Below are 13,470 nucleotides of genomic sequence, written 5' to 3'. Positions count from 1 at the left end.
CAGGGCGTGAAACTTGTGCTGATAGGGTTGCTGTGTTTGTCCTTTCCCTTTACCGCCGCCGCGATCAATGTCGGTACCCTGACGTTTGCCATGGATCAGGATCGCTCATTCACCGCCAAGCGGGTGTTGAATAACAACCGTAGCGCGCGCCTGTATCAGGTGAGCATTCGCGCCATCGATCGGCCGGGAGAGCGCGAGGTGCGCAGCCGGCCGGCGGACGGCGAGCTGCTGTTCGCGCCGCGCCAGCTGACGCTGCAGGCCGGGCAGGCGGAGTACTACAAGTTTTTCTACCGCGGGCCGCAGGATAATCGCGAGCGTTATTACCGGGTATCATTTCGCGAAGTGCCGACCCGATTGTTCGAGCCGGGGCCGCGTCGGGGCGCCGGCGTCAACCTGGAGCCGATCGTGGTGATGGACACCATTCTGGTGGTGCGCCCGCGTCAGGTAAACTTTGCCTATCGGCTCGATGCGCAGCGCGGTACGCTCACCAACACCGGCAACACCTACTTCAAGTTCCTGCTCAAGCCGGGCTGCAACAGCACGGATGAAGAGGGCGTCACCGAATACCTGCGCCCCGGCGATACGCTGACCCATGCCGGTATTCGGCAGAAGGGGCAGAAATTCATTATTTATAACAACAAATTTATCAGCGTCGATCGCAGCTGCCTCGATTAACGCGGCGGAATGGCAAAGCGGAAGCAGGCGCCGCTTTGCGGTTGTTCGATCAGCTGAATATCGCTGTCGTGCAGCTGCAGAATGCGCCGCACGATCATTAACCCCAGCCCGCCCGCAGGGCGCCGGGCGCCGCTCAGGACAGACGGCCGCACGAACAGATCGGCGCGCAGCGTCTGCGGAATGCCGGGGCCGCTGTCGCTGACCTGCACCATCACCCGATCTTCCTGCCGCCACAGCCGCACGCCGATGTCGCCGCCGGGCGGCGTATGGCGAATGGCGTTGTCCAGCAGGTTGGTCAGCACCCGCTCAATCATGCTGAGATCGGCGAACACCAGCGGAATGCCGGGAGCAATATCGGCATGCAGCCGCTGATTACGCGCCTCCGCCGCCAGCTCGAACTTTTGGAACACGTCCTGCAACAGCTCGCTGAGGGAGAAGGGCTCTTTCTGCGGTTTCACCACGCCGTACTCCAGCCGCGCCAGCTCGAACAGCTCCTGCGCCAGCTTGCCCACTTTGCGGCTCTGCGCCAGGGCGATCTCCAGATAGCGGCGCCGATCGGCGTCGCTCAGGGTGGCGGCCTTGACCGACAGCGTTTCCAGATAGCCGTGCAGCGAGGTGAGCGGGGTGCGCAGATCGTGCGAGATGTTGGCGATGAATTCGCGCCGCAGCCGATCCTGCTGCGCCAGCGTTTGCCACTGTTCGGCAAGACGCTGCGCCATGCGGTGAAAGGCCTGTTGCAGCTGGCTGACCTCGTCGCGCCCGGCCGGCGCCGCCGGCAGCGCCGCGTAGGCCTGCACCGCCTCGATGCCGCCGCTGTCCAGCGCATTGACCTGGCGGGTCAGGCGCCGGATGGGGCGAGTGACCCAGTAGAACGCGAAACCGCCGGCCAGCAGGCTGAACATCACCATCACCCCGGAGGTCCACAGCGCCATCCTGGCCGCCGAGTTGAACTGGGCGTTGCTGGCCAGCGCCGTGTACTCTTCACCGAGCAAGACCACATACAGGTAACCTTCGATCCGGCCGTCGACCTTCAGCGGCGCAACGCTGAACACTTTGCGCCCGTCCGCGCTGCGCGGATCGTCGCCATACACCGGCATCTGCGCGCCATCGAGCAGCGCCTGCAGCGGCGCCAGCGCGACCCGCTGCCGCTTCAGATGCCCGGCCGGCGCGGCGTTGCCGATAATCGTGCCCTGTTTGTCGAGCAGATAAACCTCAACGCTGGGGTTCACCGCCATCAGCTGATCGAACAGGATATGCACCGCCTGCGGCTCCGGCCCGTTCACCCCCAGCAGCGGATTGCTGTCGGCGATATGCTGCGCCAGGTTGCCGGACAGGCGCTGGATCACCGCCTGGCTGTACTGGGTATTGCTGCGCACCTGCATCCAGCCGGAAAAGGCGCAGCCGATGACGATCAGCAGCGCGAAGATAATCGTGAGGCGTTGCGCTAACGTAAGGTTTTTCATGGCTCACTCTTGCGGCGCAGCCGCGAATTTATAGCCCATGCCCCACACCGTGAGGATGCGCTCGGGTTCCGCCGGGTTGCGCTCAATCTTGATGCGCAGCCGGTTGATATGGGTGTTGACGGTGTGCTCATACCCTTCGTGCTGATAGCCCCAGACCTGATTCAACAGGCTGAGGCGCGAGAATACCTGGCCCGGGTGGCGGGCGAAAAAGTACAGCAGGTCGAATTCGCGCGGCGTCAGCTCGATCGGCTGTTGGTGCAGGCGCACCTCGCGGGCGATAGGATCGATGGTCAGATCGTTGAAGCTGAGCGCGCCGGCGTCCAGGCGCAGGTTGCGGCTCATCGCCTCCTGACGGCGAAACAGCGCCTTGACCCGCGCCACCAGCTCCAGCATGGAAAAAGGTTTGGCCAGATAGTCGTCGGCGCCCAGTTCCAGCCCCAGCACGCGGTGCACCTCGCTGGAGCGCGCGCTGGTGATGATGATCGGCGTGTAGCGCGTCATGGTGCGCGCCCGGCGGCAAATCTCCAATCCATCGACGCCCGGCAACATCAGATCGAGGATCAAGGCGTCCCAGCCGCCCTGTTCCAGCATCGCCATGCCCTGATTGCCGTCGGCGGCGTGGCTGATGGCGTAACCCTCGTCACGCAGATGCAGCTGCAGCAGCTCGGCGATGTCGCCGTCGTCCTCGACGATCAAAATTCGTTTTGGCTTGTCCATTCTCATTACCGCTGATTGCCCGATTCTCTCTGAAGTCTACACAACCGCCACCGGCGGAGTTATCACATTTTATTTAACTTTGCGTGAGGTCTTGGGGAACAAATCCGGGGAATACTGGGCTCATCGCATCGTTAGCTGGCAGGAATCGCTATGAGCTTCACCCTCACCCCGGAACAACGACAGACGGTACATCCTCTCTGGCTGCGGTTGACGCATTGGCTGAATGCGCTGGCGATGCTGATCATGGTGACCAGCGGCTGGCGCATCTATAACGCCTCGCCGCTGTTCAATTTCAGTTTTCTCAACGAGCTGACGCTTGGCGGCTGGCTGGGCGGCGCGCTGCAGTGGCACTTCGCCGGCATGTGGCTGTTTGGCGTCAACGGGCTGTGCTACCTGCTGCTTAACCTCGCCAGCGGGCGTTTCAAACGCAAATATTGGCCGCTCAGCCCGAAGCAGTTTCTCGCCGATGTCGGCGCGGCGCTGCGCGGCCGGCTGCAGCACGCCGATCTGCGTCACTACAACATGGTGCAGCGCGTGGCCTATCTGTCGGTGATGCTCCTGGGCGTGCTGAGCGCGTTGTCCGGACTGGTGCTGTGGAAATCGGTGCAGTTTCCACTGCTGCGCACGCTGCTCGGCGGCTATGAAGCGGCGCGCTATATCCACTTTCTCGCCATGTCGGCGCTGGTGGCCTTCGTCGCGATCCATCTGGTGATGGTGGCGCTGGTGCCCCGCACGCTGCTGGCCATGCTGCGCGGACGTTAAGGAGTTCACGATGAAAAAGGATAAACAGACCATGACGATCGTTGAAGGGCAGGCGATCGTTAAAGAAGCGCAGCGCTTGTTGACCGCGTCGTCCCGCCGCCGCTTTCTGCGCAACGGTCTGACGCTGGGCGGCATCGCCATGCTCACCGGCTGCGATCTCAGCGGCAACGCTAACGTCGAGCAGGCGCTGAGCCGCATTTCGCGCCTCAACGATCGGGTGCAGGGTTGGCTGTTCAACGGCGATCGCCTGGCGCCGGTCTACCCGGAGTCGATGATCACCCGGCCATTCCCGTTCAACGCCTTTTACGCCGAGGAGGACGCGCCCGACATCAACGGCGACGACTATCGGCTGGAGGTGGCGGGGCTGGTGCAGGACAAGCGCGCCTGGAGCCTGCCGCAGCTGCATCGGATGGCGCAGGTCAGCCAGGTGACGCGTCATATTTGCGTCGAGGGTTGGAGCGCCATCGGCAAGTGGGGCGGCGTGCCGTTCGCCACCTTTCTTAAGGTAATCGGCGCGGATCTGAGCGCCCGCTACGTCAGCTTCAAATGCAGCGACGACTACTACACCAGCATCGATATGGCCACCGCGCTGCATCCGCAGACGATTATCGCGCTGACCTACGACGGCCAGATCTTGCCGCGCAAGTACGGCTACCCGATGAAGCTGCGCATGCCGACCAAGCTGGGCTACAAGAATCCGAAACACATTCAGGTGATCGAGGTCACCAACCGCTTCCCGGGCGGTTACTGGGAAGACCAGGGCTACAACTGGTTTGGCGGCAGCTGAGGCGGCCGCCGGCCATTCTCCGGCACTCAGGTGCCTTTGACATGACGGAAGGAAATACCATGAAAAAGTTATTCGCAATGATGATGTGCAGCGCGCTGATGCTGGGTGTGGCCGGCGCCAACGCCGCCGATGACATGAGCAAAGACGCGATGAAAAAGGACGGCATGAGCCAGATGTCGCACGACGGCATGAAGAAAGAGTGCATGGGCAAGGACTGCATGAAGAAAGACAAGATGGGCCAAGACGCCATGAAAAAGGATGGCATGGCGAAAGACGGTATGGCCAAAGACGGCATGAAGAAAGATGAGATGAAGAAGGATGCGATGGGGCACTAAGCCGCCGCACCCCGTGGCCGCAAGCGGCAGATCCGCTGCGGCTGCGGGCAACATAAGGAGAGAGGATGATGCTGGCGAGTTGGTTACGGCGCTTTCAGCGCTCGAACGGGGACGTTATCTTTATGCGCGCGGCGCTGGTGGTGATTTTCGCCGCCTTCGGTTACGCCAAGTGGTTTGATTACGAGGCGCAGGGACTGGTGCCTCTGATCGGCAACAGCCCACTGCTGAGCTGGATGCACCAGGCGTTTGGCATTCGCGGCGCCAGTTATGCGCTGGGCGTCGCCGAGTGGAGCTTCGGTTTGCTGCTGCTGGCGGGATTCTGGTCGCGGCGGTTGGGGTTGCTGGGGGCGATCGGATCGACGGTGACCTACCTGACCACGTTGACGCTGATCTTTTCTACGCCGGGCGCCTGGGAGCCCTCCGCCGGCGGTTTTCCCGCCATGGCCGGCGCCACCAGCTTTTTAATCAAGGATCTGGTGTTGTTGGCCGGCTCCCTGGTGCTGCTGAAAGCCGACTTGCCGGCCGAGCAGGCATAAAAAAGGGCGTAGCCTGGCTACGCCCTCTGGTTATTGATTGACCGTCACATATCCGGGAAGGTCAGGGTGCCCCCCGGCGCTTCGCGATGAATGTGCAGGAAGTTCAGGTGCTTCTCGTACTGGTCGAGAATATCGCCAATCACCTGTTCCTTGCTGTAGTCCATCAGGTCGTTGCCCTGGGTGCCTTCCATCAGGAAGGTTTCCAGCCGGTAGTAGTGCGACTTGCCGGAGCGGGCGCGGTAGGTGAAGCCCGGCACCGAGTAGCGCATCGGCCAGATCTGATAGATGAAGTTCTGTTCCTCGCCCAGGTGCACCAGCAGCTCCAGGTGGTTCAGGCGTTCGTCTTCGGTCGGCGGCACTTCGCTGAACTCCACTTTCGCGCCGCGCAACTCCAGCTCGCGCGCCACGTCCTGCATCGCCGGGCGGCAAACCTTATCCAACATTTTCTGCGTGTACTGCGTGCCCGGATAGTTCATCACCCGCGACAGGCGCTGTTTCCAGTTGAGCACGTCGTGGCTGGAGACCGGCACCGGCGCCAGGGTGCTGAGCGCGCTGGCCTTGCGGTAGTCCTCCACCCGCAGCGATTTGTACAGCCCGGCCATAACGAAGAAGATCACGAAGCTGAACGGCAGACCCATGATCACCGTGGTTTTCTGCAGCGCCGGCACACCGTCGGTCATCAGCATGCCGATGGTCAGCAGGCCGATGGCCACCGACCAGAAAATCCGCAGCCAGTTCGGCGCATCATTATTGATGTCGGCCAGGCGCGAGGTGAAGTTACCCAGCACCAGCGAGCCGGAGTCCGCCGAGGTGACGTAGAACAGCAGGCCGGTGATGGTGGCGACCGAGGCGCTGAAGGTGAAGCCGGGGTATTGCGCCAGCAGGCTGTAGAAGCCGCGCTCCGGGAACTGCATCACTTCCTGAGCAAACTCGGCGTTGCCGTGGATGATCTGGTACAGCGCGCTGTTGCCGAAGATAGACAGCCACAGCAGGGTGAACACGAACGGTATGATCAGCGTGCCGACCACGAACTGACGAATGGTGCGCCCGCGCGAGATGCGCGCCAGGAACAGGCCGACGAACGGCGACCACGCCACCCACCAGGCCCAGAAGAACAGCGTCCAGTTGTTCATCCATTCCACCGGCCGATCGAAGGCGAAGCTGTTGAGCGTCATGCCCATAAAGCGGTTGACGTAATCGCCGACGTTAAGCACCAGCGCGTTGAGCAGGAACTCGGTGTCGCCGAAGAACAGCACGAACAGGATCAGGCCCAGCGCCAGCAGCACGTTCAGCTCGGACAGGATGCGGATGCCCTTGTTGACGCCCGAAGTCACCGAGATGGTGGCCATGATCACCGACAGCAGGATCAGCGAGCCCTGCACCGTCAGGTTTTCCGGGATCTCGAACAGCACCTTGAGGCCGTAGTTGAGCTGCACCACGCCAATGCCCAGCGTGGTGGCGATGCCGAAGATGGTGCCGAGCACCGCGGCGATGTCCACGCTGTGGCCGATCGGGCCGTTGATGCGTTTACCGAAGATCGGGTACAGCGCCGAGCGGATGGTCAGCGGCAGATTGTAGCGATAGCTGAAGTAGCCGAGGGCGATGCCCATCAGCGCGTACATCGACCAGCCAGTCAGGCCGTAGTGGAACAGCGTCCAGACCATCGCCTGGCGGGCGGCCTCCAGCGTTTGCGCGTCGCCTTCCGGCGGCATCATGTACTGGGTCACCGGCTCGGCGACCGAGAAGAACATCAAATCGATGCCGATGCCGGCGGCGAACAGCATCGCCGCCCAACTCATCAGGCTGAACTCCGGTTTGGACTGTTCCGGCCCGAGCTTGATGGAACCGAAGCGCGAGGCGGCGATAAACACCACAAACACGATGTACAGCGTCGCCGCCAGCAGGTAGTACCAACCGAAGGTGGTCGACACCCAATTCAGCGTGCGGGTGATCCACTGCCCGGAGAAGTCGGTGAAAAAGATGGTCATCAGCGAGAAGGCCAGGATCAGCCCCGCCGAGGTGAAGAAAACCACAGGGTTGAGGCGGTCCTGCTGCGGTTTGGAGGAGGTTTCGCGTGTTGTCATCGTCATCCTCTGAACTGAGTAAAATCGTGCCGCTCCGCATTTCGGGGCGCGTTGGCGCCGCCGGAAAACGGGCGAATGAAGGCGGCGACCATCCCCATGGGAATGGCCTGAGTAACGCCGCTTTCGCCTGTTGCCGAAGCACCGGAGCGCTTCGCGGTGGGAACCGCTTACAGCCACTGATTTTGGTCAGATTCGTTAATTACCTCACAAAAATCAGCCAGTTCCACAACCAGATAGTACAAATTTTTAACCAGGCGGCAATAAAATATATGCAATTTTTATTGAACGTTCAATCAAAAAAAAGTTTAATAGTCCGCATGATGACCTGAATCACGGGCGAAACGGCAGTGAAATTTGCCCGCTGAGATAAGGCCGAAGTCGGTTTTGTGAGAGTCGAAATATGCCAAAGGTAGGAATGCAGCCAATCAGAAGGCAGCAGTTGATTGATGCCACGCTCGCCGCGGTAAACGAAGTGGGAATGCATGACGCCACCATCGCGCAGATCGCGCGGCGGGCCGGCGTTTCCAACGGCATCATCAGCCATTATTTCAAGGACAAGAACGGCCTGCTGGAAGCCACGATGCGCTATCTGATCAGCCACCTGGGCGAGGCGGTGAAGCTGCGGTTGCAGGCGCTGACCGATAACAGCCCGGCGGCGCGGCTGCAGGCGATCGTCGCCGGCAACTTCGACGACAGCCAGATCAACAGCGCGGCGATGAAGACCTGGCTGGCCTTTTGGGCCAGCAGCCTGCACCAGCCGCAGCTCAACCGGCTGCAACAGGTGAACGGCCGCCGGCTTTATTCCAACCTGTGCGCCGAGTTTCGCCGCGTCATGCCGCAGCCGCAGGCGCGGTTGGCGGCCAAGGGGTTGGCGGCGCTGATCGATGGGCTGTGGCTGCGCAGCGCGCTGCGCGGCTCCGCGTTCAATCAGGCGCAGGCGCTGGCGCTCACGACCGAATACATCACGTTCCAACTCCGGGGGCAGACGCCGCCCGGAGGATAACTCAAGGAGATCCTATGTCCCGTTTTGGCTTGCAGAAGCTCTATATTCATGGCGCCTATGTAGACAGCACCGCTGGAAAAACCTTCAACGCCATTAACCCGGCGAACGGCGAAGTTCTGGCTGAAGTCCAGTCCGCCGGCGCTGAAGACGTCGATCGTGCGGTGGCCAGCGCGGCCAGCGGGCAGAAGGTGTGGGCGGCGATGACGGCGATGGCGCGTTCGCGCATCCTGCGTCGCGCGGTGGATATTCTGCGCGAGCGCAACGATGAGCTGGCGGCGCTGGAAACGCTGGATACCGGCAAAGCGATGTCGGAAACCACCGCGGTGGACATCGTCACCGGCGCCGACGTGCTGGAGTATTACGCCGGCCTGATCCCGGCCATTGAAGGCGAACAGATCCCGCTGCGCGATACCTCGTTCGTCTACACCCGCCGCGAACCGCTGGGCGTGGTGGCCGGCATCGGCGCCTGGAACTACCCGATTCAGATCGCGCTGTGGAAGTCCGCGCCGGCGCTGGCGGCGGGCAATGCGATGATTTTCAAACCGAGTGAAGTCACGTCGCTGACGGCGCTGAAGCTGGCGGAAATCTACACCGAAGCCGGTTTGCCGGACGGCGTGTTCAACGTGGTGACCGGCAGCGGGGCGGAAGTGGGGCAATACCTGACCGACCATCCGGGCATTGCCAAAGTCTCTTTCACCGGCGGGGTGAAAACCGGCAAGAAGGTGATGGCCAACGCGTCGGGTTCGACGCTGAAAGAAGTCACCATGGAACTGGGCGGCAAGTCGCCGCTGATTATCTTCGACGACGCCGATCTGGATCGCGCCGCCGATATCGCCATGATGGCCAACTTCTACAGTTCCGGCCAGGTGTGCACCAACGGCACCCGTGTCTTTGTGCCGGCGGCGCTGCAGGCGCAGTTTGAGGCGAAAATTCTCGAGCGCGTGAAGCGCATTCGCCTCGGCGATCCGACCGATCCGCAAACCAACTTCGGGCCGCTGGTCAGCTTTGCGCACATGGAGTCGGTGCTGCGCTTTATCGAGAGCGGCAAGAACAGCGGCGCGCGCCTGCTGTGCGGCGGCGAACGCGTCACCCATGGCGAATTCGGCAAGGGCGCTTACGTGGCGCCGACGGTATTCAGCGACTGCCGCGACGACATGGAAATCGTGCGCGAAGAGATCTTCGGGCCGGTGATGAGCATTCTCAGCTACCAGAGCGAAGAGGAAGTGGTGCGCCGTGCCAACGACACCACCTTCGGCCTGGCCGCGGGCGTGGTGACCCACGATCTGGCCCGCGCGCACCGCGTGATCCACCAGCTGGAAGCCGGCATTTGCTGGATCAACACCTGGGGCGAGTCGGCGGCGGAAATGCCGGTCGGTGGCTACAAGCAGTCCGGCGTCGGCCGCGAAAACGGCCTGACCACGCTGGAGCACTACACCCAGATCAAATCGGTGCAGGTTGAGCTGGGCGATTACGCCTCGGTATTTTAACTATCCCCGTCGTCTTTCGAGCCGCAGCCGGGTTGGCTGCGGCCGACACTCCCCGAGAGCCAAATACACCGCCTGTTGCGGATCCGCGTTTCGCGTTTTCGTCTCATGCAGGCCAATAAAGTAAGGAGATAATGAATGGAATTTGACTACATCATTATCGGTGCCGGTTCCGCCGGCAACGTGTTAGCCACCCGATTGACCGAAGACGCCGACGTCAGCGTCCTGCTGCTGGAAGCCGGCGGCCCGGATTACCGGATGGATTTCCGTACCCAGATGCCGGCCGCGCTGGCGTTTCCGCTGCAGGGCCGCCGCTATAACTGGGCGTATGAAACCGATCCTGAGCCGCACATGAACAACCGCCGGATGGAATGCGGCCGCGGCAAAGGGCTGGGCGGTTCATCCCTGATCAACGGCATGTGTTACATTCGCGGCAACGCGATGGATTTCGACAACTGGGCCAAGGCGCCGGGTCTGGAAGACTGGACCTATCTGGACTGTCTGCCGTATTTCCGCAAGGCGGAAACGCGCGATATCGGCCCGAACGATTACCACGGCGGTGAGGGCCCGGTGAGCGTCACCACGCCGAAGGCCGGTAACAACGAACTGTTCCACGCCATGGTGGAAGCTGGCGTGCAGGCGGGTTACCCGCGCACTGACGATCTGAACGGTTACCAACAAGAAGGCTTCGGCCCGATGGATCGCACCGTGACGCCGAAGGGGCGCCGCGCCAGCACCGCCCGCGGTTATCTGGATCAGGCGCGTTCCCGGCCGAACCTGAAGATCGTCACCCATGCGCTGACCGACCATATCGTGTTCGACGGCAAGCGCGCAGTGGGCGTCAACTATCTGCAGGGCGACAGCAATCAGTTGACCCATGCCAAAGCGCGCCGCGAAGTGCTGCTGTGCGCCGGCGCCATCGCCTCGCCGCAAATTCTGCAGCGTTCGGGCGTCGGCCCGGCGGCGCTGCTGAAAAGTCTGGACATCAACGTGGTGCACGATCTGCCGGGGGTAGGGGAAAACCTGCAGGACCATCTGGAGATGTACCTGCAGTACGCCTGCAAGAAACCGGTGTCGCTGTACCCGGCGTTGCAATGGTTCAATCAGCCGAAGATCGGCGCGGAATGGCTGTTCAACGGCACCGGCGTCGGCGCCAGCAACCAGTTCGAGGCCGGCGGTTTCATCCGCAGCCGCGCAGAGTTTGCCTGGCCGAACATTCAGTATCACTTCCTGCCGGTGGCGATTAACTACAACGGCAGCAACGCGGTGAAAGAGCATGGCTTCCAGGCCCACGTCGGCTCGATGCGTTCGCCGAGCCGCGGCCGGGTGCAGGTGAAGTCGAAGGATCCGCGCCAGCATCCGAGCATTCTGTTCAACTACATGTCGACCGAACAGGATTGGCAGGAGTTCCGCGACGCTATCCGCATCACGCGCGAAATCATGGCGCAGCCTGCCCTGGACGAATACCGCGGCCGCGAGATCAGCCCAGGGCCGGAGGTGCAGACCGACGAGCAGCTGGACGCCTTCGTGCGCGAGCACGCCGAAACCGCCTTCCACCCGTCCTGCTCGTGCAAGATGGGCGAAGACGAGATGGCGGTGGTCGACGGCCAGGGCCGGGTGCACGGCATGGAAGGATTGCGGGTGGTGGATGCGTCGATTATGCCGCTGATCATTACCGGCAACCTGAACGCTACCACCATCATGATCGCCGAAAAGATCGCCGACCGCATTCGCCAGCGCGCGCCGCTGCCGCGCAGCACCGCCGACTACTACGTCGCCGGCGATGCGCCGGTGCGCAAGCAGTAACCGACACGCCCTCTCGCCGTTGAGGGGGAGGGCCGCCGTAGCAAGCAACCCCTCTCCATATGCTCTTCCCCAAGGCGAGGGGGCAACTCTCTTTTATCCCTTATCCCATCATGCCGCCGGCAGCGAGATCGCCTGATCGAAACTGGTGGGCGTCGCCATGCGCCACATGCGGGCGTAGAACTCGCTTTTGATTTCCGGCTGCAGCAGCGCGCCCGGCTCCAGATAGTAATAGATATCGGCGTACACCTTGATCTCGGTCGGCGTGATGCGGCGCAGCATATGGTGCGAGGTCAGCTGCTCCGGGCGGCTGACGCCGGCCGCCGCCAGCATGTCTGCCAGCGCTTTCACCGTATTCTGATGGAAGTGGTAGACGCGTTCCGCCTTGTTCGGCACCACCAGCGCCTTTTGCCGCAGCGGATCTTGCGTCGCTACGCCGGTCGGGCAGTGGTTGGTGTGGCAGCTTTGCGACTGGATGCAGCCGACGGCGAACATAAAGCCGCGCGCCGAATTCACCCAGTCGGCGCCGAGCACCAGCACGCTGGCGATGTCAAAGGCGCTGATGATCTTGCCGCTGGCGCCAATCTTGATTTGGTCGCGCAGGCCGCAGCCCACCAGCGTGTTATGCACGAACAGCAGCCCTTCGCGCAGCGGCATGCCCATATAGTTGGAGAGTTCGAGCGGCGCGGCACCGGTGCCGCCCTCCTTGCCGTCCACCACGATGAAATCCGGCAGGATGCGGGTGTGCAGCATCGCCTTTACGATGGCGACGAACTCCCACGGGTGGCCGATGCACAGCTTGAAACCGACCGGTTTGCCGCCTGACAGCTCGCGCAGCTGTTGGATAAATTGCATCATTTCCAGCGGGGTGGTGAAGGCGCTGTGCGAGGCCGGCGAGATGCAATCCACGCCTTCCGGCACGCCGCGGGTGGCGGCGATTTCCGCATCTACCTTTTTCGCCGGCAGAATGCCGCCGTGGCCCGGCTTGGCGCCCTGGCTGAGCTTGATTTCAATCATTTTCACCTGCGGGCTTTGCGCCTGTTCGGCAAAGCGGCGCGGATCGAAATGGCCGTCGGCGGTGCGGCAGCCGAAATAGCCGCTGCCCAGTTCCCACACCAGGTCGCCGTTGTTTTCGCGGTGATAGCGGCTGATGCTGCCCTCACCGGTGTCGTGGTAGAAGTTACCCTTGGCCGCGCCGAGGTTGAGCGCGCGGATGGCGTTGGCGGAGAGTGCGCCGAAGCTCATGGCCGAAATGTTGAAGATCGACGCGGAGTAGGGCTGGCGGCAGTCGGCGCCGCCGATGGTGATGCGGAAACTGGTTGGGTCGGCGGCTTCCACCGGCCGCATGGAGTGGCCGATGCACTCATAGCCGGTTTGGTAGACGTCCAGCAGGGTGCCGAACGGTTTGTCACCCATCTCGTTTTTCGCCCGGCGATACACCAGCGTGCGCTGGGTGCGCGAAAACGGGATCTCTTCATTATCCTGCTCGAGGAAATACTGGCGCAGTTCCGGACGGATGAACTCGAAGAAGAAGCGCAGGCGGCCGATGATCGGGTAGTTGCGGCAGATGGCGTGGCGCTGCTGCGTGAGATCGTAGATACCCAGTACCATCAGGCAACCGCAGGCCAGGGCTGGCAGCCAGAACCAGGGATGGTTGTGCATCATGATCAAGAAAACCAGGGTGAGCAAGATGCTCAGCACAAAGCAGGTATAGCGGCTGAATAAGGACGACTTCATAACATCTCCTGATGTTTATTTTAATCCACACGACATGACTCACGGATAATCCGTGTGCAAATCGTAACCAACAGGAGAGGATGT

Annotated in this window: 13 protein-coding genes; 9 read left to right on the top strand and 4 right to left on the bottom strand. The window is 62.0% G+C overall.

The window, feature by feature from the left end; genetic code table 11:
- The first annotated feature begins 6 nt into the window (after positions 1-6).
- A complete protein-coding gene (locus tag ACJ8IJ_RS08830; RefSeq protein WP_049187322.1) occupies positions 7-675 on the top strand; it encodes a fimbria/pilus periplasmic chaperone in 669 nt (222 codons plus the stop codon).
- On the opposite strand, the gene ACJ8IJ_RS08825 is transcribed toward ACJ8IJ_RS08830, so the two are convergent.
- On the bottom strand, positions 672-2,138 hold the full coding sequence (locus ACJ8IJ_RS08825; RefSeq protein ID WP_049187323.1) for a sensor histidine kinase: 1,467 nt from the start codon (positions 2,136-2,138) through the stop codon (positions 672-674). The genes ACJ8IJ_RS08830 and ACJ8IJ_RS08825 overlap by 4 nt on opposite strands.
- A 3-nt stretch (positions 2,139-2,141) precedes the next feature.
- Positions 2,142-2,855 (bottom strand): response regulator transcription factor, encoded by a 714-nt coding sequence (locus tag ACJ8IJ_RS08820; protein WP_004939128.1) that lies wholly within the window; start codon positions 2,853-2,855, stop codon positions 2,142-2,144.
- 150 nt (positions 2,856-3,005) lie between these two features.
- On the opposite strand from ACJ8IJ_RS08820, the gene ACJ8IJ_RS08815 reads away from it, so the two are divergent.
- The 4 genes from ACJ8IJ_RS08815 to ACJ8IJ_RS08800 all read left to right on the top strand — a co-directional run bounded on the left by ACJ8IJ_RS08815 (position 3,006) and on the right by ACJ8IJ_RS08800 (position 5,275).
- Positions 3,006-3,617: a cytochrome b/b6 domain-containing protein gene (locus ACJ8IJ_RS08815; RefSeq protein WP_442518538.1), complete on the top strand. Its 612-nt coding sequence runs from the start codon at positions 3,006-3,008 to the stop codon at positions 3,615-3,617.
- Between the two features lie 10 nt (positions 3,618-3,627).
- Positions 3,628-4,404, top strand: coding sequence for a molybdopterin-dependent oxidoreductase (locus ACJ8IJ_RS08810; protein ID WP_442518537.1), 777 nt, complete (start codon positions 3,628-3,630; stop codon positions 4,402-4,404).
- A gap of 59 nt (positions 4,405-4,463) precedes the next feature.
- Entirely contained in the window at positions 4,464-4,739 is a 276-nt protein-coding gene (locus ACJ8IJ_RS08805; protein ID WP_049187325.1) for a pentapeptide MXKDX repeat protein, read from the top strand.
- Positions 4,740-4,804: 65 nt separating this feature from the next.
- Positions 4,805-5,275, top strand: a complete 471-nt coding sequence (locus ACJ8IJ_RS08800; protein ID WP_049187327.1) for a YkgB family protein — start codon at positions 4,805-4,807, stop codon at positions 5,273-5,275.
- 44 nt (positions 5,276-5,319) lie between these two features.
- On the opposite strand, the gene ACJ8IJ_RS08795 is transcribed toward ACJ8IJ_RS08800, so the two are convergent.
- Positions 5,320-7,359 (bottom strand): choline transporter, encoded by a 2,040-nt coding sequence (locus ACJ8IJ_RS08795; protein ID WP_004939112.1) that lies wholly within the window; start codon positions 7,357-7,359, stop codon positions 5,320-5,322.
- Between ACJ8IJ_RS08795 and ACJ8IJ_RS08790 the strand changes: the two genes are divergently transcribed.
- The 4 genes from ACJ8IJ_RS08790 to betA all read left to right on the top strand — a co-directional run bounded on the left by ACJ8IJ_RS08790 (position 7,350) and on the right by betA (position 11,652).
- Positions 7,350-7,688: a hypothetical protein gene (locus tag ACJ8IJ_RS08790; protein ID WP_154870601.1), complete on the top strand. Its 339-nt coding sequence runs from the start codon at positions 7,350-7,352 to the stop codon at positions 7,686-7,688. The two genes, ACJ8IJ_RS08795 and ACJ8IJ_RS08790, sit on opposite strands and share 10 nt — an antisense overlap.
- A gap of 71 nt (positions 7,689-7,759) precedes the next feature.
- Positions 7,760-8,362: a transcriptional regulator BetI gene (gene betI / locus ACJ8IJ_RS08785; RefSeq protein ID WP_004939107.1), complete on the top strand. Its 603-nt coding sequence runs from the start codon at positions 7,760-7,762 to the stop codon at positions 8,360-8,362.
- A 14-nt stretch (positions 8,363-8,376) separates the two neighbouring features.
- Positions 8,377-9,849 carry a betaine-aldehyde dehydrogenase gene (gene betB / locus ACJ8IJ_RS08780; protein ID WP_004939102.1) on the top strand — a complete coding sequence of 491 codons (1,473 nt, stop codon included), beginning with the start codon at positions 8,377-8,379 and terminating at the stop codon, positions 9,847-9,849.
- A gap of 135 nt (positions 9,850-9,984) precedes the next feature.
- Positions 9,985-11,652 (top strand): choline dehydrogenase, encoded by a 1,668-nt coding sequence (gene betA, locus ACJ8IJ_RS08775; protein ID WP_015377181.1) that lies wholly within the window; start codon positions 9,985-9,987, stop codon positions 11,650-11,652.
- A 108-nt stretch (positions 11,653-11,760) separates the two neighbouring features.
- On the opposite strand, the gene ACJ8IJ_RS08770 is transcribed toward betA, so the two are convergent.
- A complete protein-coding gene (locus ACJ8IJ_RS08770) occupies positions 11,761-13,386 on the bottom strand; it encodes an FMN-binding glutamate synthase family protein (RefSeq protein ID WP_015377182.1) in 1,626 nt (541 codons plus the stop codon).
- Positions 13,387-13,470: the final 84 nt, after the last annotated feature.

Origin of the sequence: Serratia sp. CY40230 (assembly GCF_052168835.1) — a bacterium.
Classification (GTDB): domain Bacteria; phylum Pseudomonadota; class Gammaproteobacteria; order Enterobacterales; family Enterobacteriaceae; genus Serratia; species Serratia nematodiphila.
This window is presented reverse-complemented; position numbering and strand designations above follow the sequence as displayed.

Coding starts and splice junctions, on each gene's coding strand:
- ACJ8IJ_RS08825 (WP_049187323.1), bottom strand. CDS start 2,138: ATGAAAAACCTTACGTTAGCGCAACGCCTCACGATTATCTTCGCGCTG.
- ACJ8IJ_RS08820 (WP_004939128.1), bottom strand. CDS start 2,855: ATGGACAAGCCAAAACGAATTTTGATCGTCGAGGACGACGGCGACATC.
- ACJ8IJ_RS08815 (WP_442518538.1), top strand. CDS start 3,006: ATGAGCTTCACCCTCACCCCGGAACAACGACAGACGGTACATCCTCTC.
- ACJ8IJ_RS08810 (WP_442518537.1), top strand. CDS start 3,628: ATGAAAAAGGATAAACAGACCATGACGATCGTTGAAGGGCAGGCGATC.
- ACJ8IJ_RS08805 (WP_049187325.1), top strand. CDS start 4,464: ATGAAAAAGTTATTCGCAATGATGATGTGCAGCGCGCTGATGCTGGGT.
- ACJ8IJ_RS08800 (WP_049187327.1), top strand. CDS start 4,805: ATGATGCTGGCGAGTTGGTTACGGCGCTTTCAGCGCTCGAACGGGGAC.
- ACJ8IJ_RS08795 (WP_004939112.1), bottom strand. CDS start 7,359: ATGACAACACGCGAAACCTCCTCCAAACCGCAGCAGGACCGCCTCAAC.
- betI (WP_004939107.1), top strand. CDS start 7,760: ATGCCAAAGGTAGGAATGCAGCCAATCAGAAGGCAGCAGTTGATTGAT.
- betB (WP_004939102.1), top strand. CDS start 8,377: ATGTCCCGTTTTGGCTTGCAGAAGCTCTATATTCATGGCGCCTATGTA.
- betA (WP_015377181.1), top strand. CDS start 9,985: ATGGAATTTGACTACATCATTATCGGTGCCGGTTCCGCCGGCAACGTG.
- ACJ8IJ_RS08770 (WP_015377182.1), bottom strand. CDS start 13,386: ATGAAGTCGTCCTTATTCAGCCGCTATACCTGCTTTGTGCTGAGCATC.